Consider the following 7,640-nt stretch of genomic DNA (forward strand, 5'->3'; position numbering starts at 1 on the left):
CCGACGGGCTGACCGGGACGCAGCTGCTCGCCGCTGGGGCCGCCGGTGGCCATCTTCCGCAGGATGAGCAGCAGTGCGCCGGCGAGCCCGAGGTAGAGCACCAGGGTGCCCGCGAACATCGGCGCCACCGCGTTGCCGCCGCTCACGCCCTCGACGACCCGCATGTGGTCACCGACGATCCATGGCTGGCGGCCACCCTCGGTGACCTCCCAGCCGGTGAGCATCGCCAGCATCGCCGCCGGCCCGGTGCACGCGGCGGCGATCAGCCACGGCTTGCTGGTGGGTAGCAGTGGACGATCCCCGCGCCGACGGCGCAGCAGGACGACGAAGCCGGTGATCAGCGACAGCCCGATCAGGGCGGATCCCGCCCCGACCATCGTCGTGAACGCCCCGTGCACCAGCGTGCCGTTCGGCCGCTCGTCCGGCGCAGCGCCGTCCAGGCCCTTGATCACATGGCCGGTGCTGAAGCCCTCGAGCAGCGAGAGCCCGCTGGGGATCTCCAGGCCGTAGCGGATCTCACCGGTCTTGTTGTCGTAGATCCCGCCGATGGCGAAGGGCGCGTGCGACCCGGTGTGGTACAGCCCCTCCATCGCCGCGAGCTTGAACGGCTGGTTGGCGCCGGCGACACGGGCCGCCCAGTCCCCGACGATGAGCTGCAGCGGCGCGCAGAAAAGCACCACCGCGAGCCCGATCTTCAGGCCACGCTGATGGTAGGTGTCGCGACGACCGCGCAGCATGCCCACCGCATAGATGGCCGCGACCACACCGCCGGCGCACATCAGTGCCGCGATCAGCATGTGGACAAGCTGCGGCGGGGTACCTGGGCTGATGAACGGGGCGTACGGCTTGGCCTCGAGGAGCTTGCCGTCCTGCTCGACGATCCCGCGCGGCACGTTCATCCAGGCGTTCACCGTGATGATGAACAGCGTCGACAGGGTGCCGGAGATCGCGATCGGCCACAGCGTCAGCCAGTGGGCCCGCGGCGAGAGGCGCTTCCAGCCGTACAGGTACATGCCGACGAAGATCGCCTCGGTGAAGAACGCAAAGCCCTCCAGGGTGAACGACAGCCCGAGGGCGCCGCCGTATTTGGACATGAACGCGGGCCAGAGCAGCCCGAACTCGAACGACAACACCGTTCCCGAGACGGCCCCCACCGCGAAGAGAACGGCGAAGGCACGCGACCACTTCTTCGTCAGAGCCAGCCAGACCGGATCCCCGGTCTTGAGCCAACGTCGCTCGGTGTAGATCAGCAGCCATGGCAAACCGACACCGAACACGGCGAAGCAGATGTGGAACGCGAGGGAGAACGCCGTCTGGGCACGAGCGAGGTCGACGGCGTCGGCGGCGAGAACCATGCGCACGGCTCCTTCGAAGGACCGCGGGAAGAAATCGACCGGGATTCAGTCGACCTTCTACCCAACGTAGAAGGTCCTAAGTTACGTAACGGGGTGATCCGGTCGGCGATCGGGCCTCCGTGAGGTCCACGACATGCGCGACGCCGGCCGGCGGGGCAGAGCATCGCGCGTCCCCTCTATGTGCATACGCCATCTTCCGGCGCCTTCCCCCCGCAAATCCCGTGTGACGTGCCCGTCAGCGGCGGACCTTGGCATTTACCGCGTTCGCCGCGGCACCAACGGGCCCGTCCCGCGCAATTCGCGCCACTGGTCACAGCGGCCTGGAACGATTTCACCCCCGATCGGGGTCGATCGGCTCCACCGAAAAAATAACCTTCAGATAACACAACCACGCCGCCACCCGGGTAACCCGGCACAAGACCACAGGGAACGGCGGCGAATGCAATTGCCGACGCCTTCGTCGGGCCGGCCGGATGCCGATCAGTCGGGACGGTCCCGAGGGGGTGCACCCGGCCGGGGGCTGCGGGGGAAGAATGTGCCGGTGTCGCGCCGAATAGGGCCGGGCGGAAAGTCCCGACGCCGCGCGGGCGAGGGCCGACGGCGACCGACGGCGACGGTGCGACCATCGGGCCACCGGCCGGTTGTGACGTTGGCGGCGTCGGCGCGGGCCGACCGCCGGGGGACCGCGGCCGGCGCCGCCCGCCATCGCGAGGTGAACACCCAGGTCCGGCGGCCGTGTGACGCAGGATGCCACGCCAACGAGACCGTTCGGCCGCACTGAACTTCTACGCGACGTAGGATCGACACATGGCGCGCCTGGGTGACCTCGAACGGTCGGTCATGGACGTGTTGTGGTCGAGCGAAGGCTGGCTCACGGCCCGCGAGGTCGCGGCCCGCCTGGACCATGAACGCGACCTCGCGTACACCACCGTGCTGACCGTGCTCGAAAGACTGGAACGCAAGGGTTTCGTCCGCCGGCAGCGGGCCGCGCGGGCACACCGCTACGCCGCGTCCGACAGCCGTGAGGCCGTCGTAGCCGAGGCGATGATGGAGGCGCTGGGCACCGCGGACGACCGCGGTTCGGCGCTGGTCCGCTTCGTCGGATCGGTCTCCGCCGAGGAGGCGGAGATCCTTCGCCGGGCCCTGGAGCCCCTCGGCGCAGACCCGATGGACGCGGTCGGCGACCCCGATCTCGCGGCCGCCGCGGCGGCGGATCCATCCATCCCGTCCCCGCTCCGGACAGCCACCGACGAGCCGGACGGACCCGCCGCGGTGAGCACCGACTCGGATCGAACGGTTCAGATTCCACCGGACGGGCGGTAGCGTTGCCGAGGAGATGACGACCGCGGCCCTCCTCGCTCTTTTCGCGGGCGTGCTGGCCTGGCCGGTACCACGCCTGCTGGCCGCCGCGCGCTGGCCGCACGGCTGCCCGCGGGCGGCGATCGTGCTCTGGCAGGCGATCGGGCTGGCCGGCGGCGTCTCGGCCCTGCTGGCCGCGGTCGCGTTCACCGTCTCCCCACTGTCCACGCACACCCCGACCGCGATCACCGATCATCTCGGCAACATCGCGGCCGGGTCCCCCCTTGCCGGCCTGCGCTGGGTCAACCTCGTCGGCCTCGCCGCGGCGACGGTCCTGGCCTGCCGCCTGTTCGGCGTGCTCTGCGCCTCCACCGCGGCCACCCTGCGCGAACGGCATCGGCACCGGCACCTGGTCGACCTCGCCGGCCGCCGCCACCGCGGGCACGGCGCGCGAGAGTCGACCGACCACACCCACCTCCACTCGCCCGCCACGGCCGACGGTCCCGGCGATGGCGCGAACCCCGGCGGGGACGCGAACCCCGGTGGTGATGGGAACCCCGGCGGTGATGGGAACGACGCCACCACCTGCTGCCTGTGCGAGCACCGCGACCGGGCCGGCATCCTGCTGCGGATCCTCGACCATCCGATCGCGGTCGCGTACTGCGTCCCGGGTGTGCGTCACGCCAGGGTCGTGGTCTCCAGGGGCCTGCTGAACACCCTCGACGCCGCCGAGCTGGACGCTGTGCTTGCCCACGAGGCGGCGCACATAGCCGGGCGGCACGATCTGGTCATCCAGCCGTTCGTCGCCTGGGAGCGCACGTTCCCGTTCCTCCGACCGGCCCGGGAGGCGACGGCGGCCGTGTCCTTACTCGTCGAGATGCTCGCCGACGACGCCGCCGCCCGCGAGACCAGCCGCCGCTCGCTCGCCCGGGCGCTGGCTCGGCTCGGCGTGGCCCGGGCCCCGGTCCCCGCCGGGGCACTCAGCATCACCGGCCACCAGGCCGCCGTACTGCCCGCACTCGGCGCGGAGGATCCCCTGACGGCCACGGCGGCCCGGGCGGCGAGCCGGTTCGCACCCGGATCCGGATCCGGATCCGGAGTCGGAGTCGGATCCGGAGTCGCCGCCACGACGGCGCCGGAGGCACCCGGTCACCGGCTCGGCACGATCAATCCGGTCATCTCCCGGATCGCCCGGCTCCTCGACCCCCCGGGGGTCCGTTGGTGGCTGCCCGCGGGGGCCTACCTGGCCGCCGCGGCCGTCCTCGCGGCTCCCCCAATGATCGTCCTAATCGGCTGATTGCGCAGCTCACCGGCGGTTCACGATTGCCGAAGGAGGGTCTGCCCACCGAAGCCAGAGCGCGCGGGAGACGATTTATCTCTCTCCCGCCATCTCGCCGTATGCAAGGCGCGGGCGAGTCGGCAGACTAGGCCGCGCCGGCGCAGGACAGTCCCGCCGGCCCCCGGCGACATCATGGTCGCCGTGTCCGGCAGCTCGGCGAACCCAGGCAGATTCAGGCAGATCCAGGCGAACCCACCGGAGGCAGCGTGACGACCGAGCGGAGCGTGAGTACGGCCCTCGACGAGCTGGCCCCGGATCCCGGCGCCTTCGCCGGCGGGGTCTCCTCCGATGCTCGCCACGCGGCCGTGCGGGCGGGGGTCCGCCGTCTCGGCGATCTGCTCGGCCAGGCCCTGACCCGGCATGCGGGCGCGGCGACGCTCGCGCTCGTCGAGCAGGTCCGCGCGCTGGCCCGCCGGCCCGACAACGGCGCCGAGCTCGGTCGGCTGCTCGCCACCGTCGACGATCAGACGGCCATCGTGCTCGCCCGCGCCTTCACCGCCTACTTCCAGCTCGCCAACATCACCGAGCAGTTGCACCGGTCCCGGGAGCTGTCCGACCGGGCGCAGGGCCCGCTGGCGGAGACCTTCGACCGGATGGCCGCCGCGCTCGACGCCGGCACCCTCGACCGGGAGCTGGCGGCATCGATCGCGCGGCGCCTGGAGCTACGCCCGGTGTTCACCGCGCACCCGACCGAGGCCAGCCGCCGGTCGGTGCTCGACACGCTGCGCCGCATTGCCGACCTGCTCGACGCGGACAGCCCAGACCGCACCGCCCCGCGCCCCGTCGACCGCAACCGCACCCAGCGGCGCCTCGCCGAGATGGTCGACGTGCTGTGGCAGACCGACGAGCTGCGGGTCGAGCGGCCCAAGCCCGCGGACGAGGCCCGCTCGGCGGCCTACTACCTGGAGCTGATCGCCACCGAGGTGCTGCCCGACCTGCTGGAGGAGCTCGACCTGGCATTCGCCCGGGTGGGCCTCACGCTGCCGGCCGGGGCGCATCCGCTGCGGTTCGGTTCGTGGGCCGGCGGCGACCGGGACGGCAACCCGAACGTGACCCCGGCGGTCACCCTGGAGGTGCTCACCCTCCAGCACGAGTTCGGCATCCGACTGCTGATCTCCGCCGTCGACCAGCTCATCAAGGAGCTGACGGCGTCGACCCGGGTGGTGGGGGTCAGCGACGAGCTGTTGTCCTCGCTGGCCGCGGACCGGGCGGCGCTACCCGAGGTGCACGACCGCTACATCCGGCTCAACGCCGAGGAGCCGTACCGGCTCAAGTGCAGTTACATCCTGGCGAGGCTCGCAGGCACGCGGGAACGGCTGGCCGCCGGCGCGCCGCACGTGCCCGGGCGGGACTACCGCGGCCTCGCCGAGGTGCTCGACGACCTGACGGTGATGCGCGCCTCGCTCGCCGCCGGCGACGGCTCTCTGGTCGCGGACGGCCCGCTGCTGCGCGTGATCCGCACCGCCCGCGCGATGGGGCTGTCGCTGGCCACCCTCGACATCCGCGAGCACGCCGACAAGCATCACGCGGCCCTGGCCGCGGTGTACGACCAGGTCGGCGAGCTCGACCTCCCCTATGCCCAGCTCGACCGGACCGCGCGGCGCGCCCTGCTGTCCGCGGAGCTCGCCCGGCGTCGGCCACTGCTCGGCACCGTGCCGCCGCCGCTGCCCGCGGCGGTGCTGGGCACGCTGGAGCTGATGCGCACCGTGCGGGAGGCACTGGACCGCTTCGGTGGGGACGTCATCGAGAGCTACATCGTCTCGATGACCCGCGACGTCGACGACATCCTCGCCGTGGTGGTGCTCGCCCGGGAGGCCGGTCTGGTCGGCCTCGGCTTCGCCGACCGCCCAGCCTGGGCCCGCATCGGCTTCGTCCCGTTGTTCGAGACGGTGGCCGAGTTGCGGGCGGCCGGCGAGCTGCTCGACGGCATGCTGTCCGACCCGTCCTACCGCTCGCTGGTGCGCGCCCGCGCCGACGTGCAGGAGGTCATGCTCGGCTACTCGGACTCCTCCAAGGACGCGGGGATCACCGCGTCCCAGTGGGAGATCCACAAGGCGCAGCGGGAACTGCGCGACGTCGCCCGCCGCCATGGCATCGTCCTGCGGCTGTTCCACGGCCGCGGCGGCTCCGTCGGTCGCGGCGGCGGCCCGAGCGGCGAGGCGATCATGGCGCAGCCGTTCGGCACGCTCGACGGCCCGATCAAGGTCACCGAGCAAGGCGAGGTGATCTCCGACAAGTACACGCTGCCCCAGCTCGCCCGGCACAACCTGGAGATCACCCTGTCGGCCGTGGTCGAGGCGTCGATCCTGCACCGGACCTCACGGCTGAGCCCGGCCGTCCTCGCCCAGTGGGACGAGACCATGCAGGCGGTCGCGGACTCCGCCCGGACCTCCTACCAGACGTTCGTCGGCGATCCCGCGCTGGTGCCGTTCTTCCTCGCCGCCACCCCGGTGGAGGAACTCGGCAACCTCAACATCGGCTCACGCCCGTCGCGCCGGCCCGGCGGCACCGGGGGGCTCGCCGACCTGCGGGCGATCCCCTGGGTGTTCGGCTGGACGCAGTCGCGGATCATCCTGCCCGGCTGGTTCGGCGTGGGCACCGGCCTGGCCGCGGCCCGGGCCGCCGGAGCCGGCGACACCCTCGCCGAGATGTACCGGTCGTGGCACTTCTTCCGAACCTTTCTCGGCAACGTGCAGATGACCCTGGCCAAGTCGGACCTCATGATCGCCCAACGCTACGTCTCCACGCTCGTCGGCGACGACGGCGGGCCGATCTTCGAGGCGATCCGGGCCGAGCACGCCCGCACGGTCGCCGAAGTCCTCGCGGTCACCGGCCAGGCCGAGCTGCTGGAGAACGCCCCGACGCTGCGCCACACCCTCGAGGTCCGCGACGCCTACCTTGCCCCCCTGCACGCCCTGCAGCTCTCCCTGCTCGCGCGCGCCCGCGCCGCCGGGGAGGGCGCCGATCCCCACCTGCGCCGGGCGCTGCTGCTGACGGTCAACGGCATCGCCGCCGGCCTGCGCAACACCGGTTGACCCCACCCAGCCCGGCCTCCGAACCGGACCGCCCTTTCGCAGCTTCTCAATTGACTTGATTGACAACCTGTTGGGTCCTATCTACCGTTGGATGCATGAGCCGGCGCCTTCTCCTGGTATGCCGTGCCCACATCGACTTTCATCGCGTCGCGAGCGCGCTCTGTCGACCTGGCCGCTGATCCTTCGGAGTTTCAGGGCCACGCCGTGCGCCGCGGTCGGCCGCGTGAGCCGGAACAGTCGGGAAGGGCGGGGCGGCTCCTGCCGTTGAGGCAGCCCGACCGGTCCGAGCGTCACCGATCGCCGCACTGGTCGGGCGCTCCCATTGATCCGGCTACTCCCACCCGGCCGGCCGATCATGGCCGGCGACCACGGTCACCGCCACGCGCCGCGGTCACGGCATGTCCGCCCATGGCACCCGGGGGCTGCCGGTGGGATCCCGCCCCGGTCATCCACCCGAGACGCCGCCACGGCGTGCGCCTCGGCACGCCTCACTCCCGCGCCGCGGAGCAGCCGCACGTGGCCCGGCTGTGACGCGAGGAGGTTCCCCGTGTCCATCCAGCGCAGCGTGTCCGTCCGCAACGAGGTGGGTCTGCGCGGCGAGCCGCCGACCAC

The 7,640-nt window shown here is 72.1% G+C and carries 4 protein-coding genes; 3 read left to right on the forward strand and 1 reads right to left on the reverse strand.

Annotated elements, in window-relative coordinates:
- The coding region (locus tag NBZ83_RS27800; protein WP_261576103.1) for a cytochrome ubiquinol oxidase subunit I at nucleotides 1-1,355 on the reverse strand (1,355 nt) is incomplete at its 3' end.
- Nucleotides 1,356-2,162: 807 nt separating this feature from the next.
- On the opposite strand from NBZ83_RS27800, the gene NBZ83_RS27805 reads away from it, so the two are divergent.
- The 3 genes from NBZ83_RS27805 to ppc all read left to right on the forward strand — a co-directional run bounded on the left by NBZ83_RS27805 (nucleotide 2,163) and on the right by ppc (nucleotide 7,028).
- Complete coding sequence (locus NBZ83_RS27805) at nucleotides 2,163-2,678, forward strand: BlaI/MecI/CopY family transcriptional regulator (RefSeq protein ID WP_261570976.1); 516 nt, start codon at nucleotides 2,163-2,165, stop codon at nucleotides 2,676-2,678.
- A 13-nt stretch (nucleotides 2,679-2,691) separates the two neighbouring features.
- Nucleotides 2,692-3,951, forward strand: coding sequence for a M56 family metallopeptidase (locus NBZ83_RS27810; protein ID WP_261570975.1), 1,260 nt, complete (start codon nucleotides 2,692-2,694; stop codon nucleotides 3,949-3,951).
- Nucleotides 3,952-4,217: 266 nt separating this feature from the next.
- Nucleotides 4,218-7,028: a phosphoenolpyruvate carboxylase gene (gene ppc / locus NBZ83_RS27815; protein ID WP_261576104.1), complete on the forward strand. Its 2,811-nt coding sequence runs from the start codon at nucleotides 4,218-4,220 to the stop codon at nucleotides 7,026-7,028.
- Nucleotides 7,029-7,640: the final 612 nt, after the last annotated feature.

It is taken from the genome of Frankia gtarii (assembly GCF_025403375.1).
Taxonomy (GTDB): domain Bacteria; phylum Actinomycetota; class Actinomycetes; order Frankiales; family Frankiaceae; genus Frankia; species Frankia gtarii.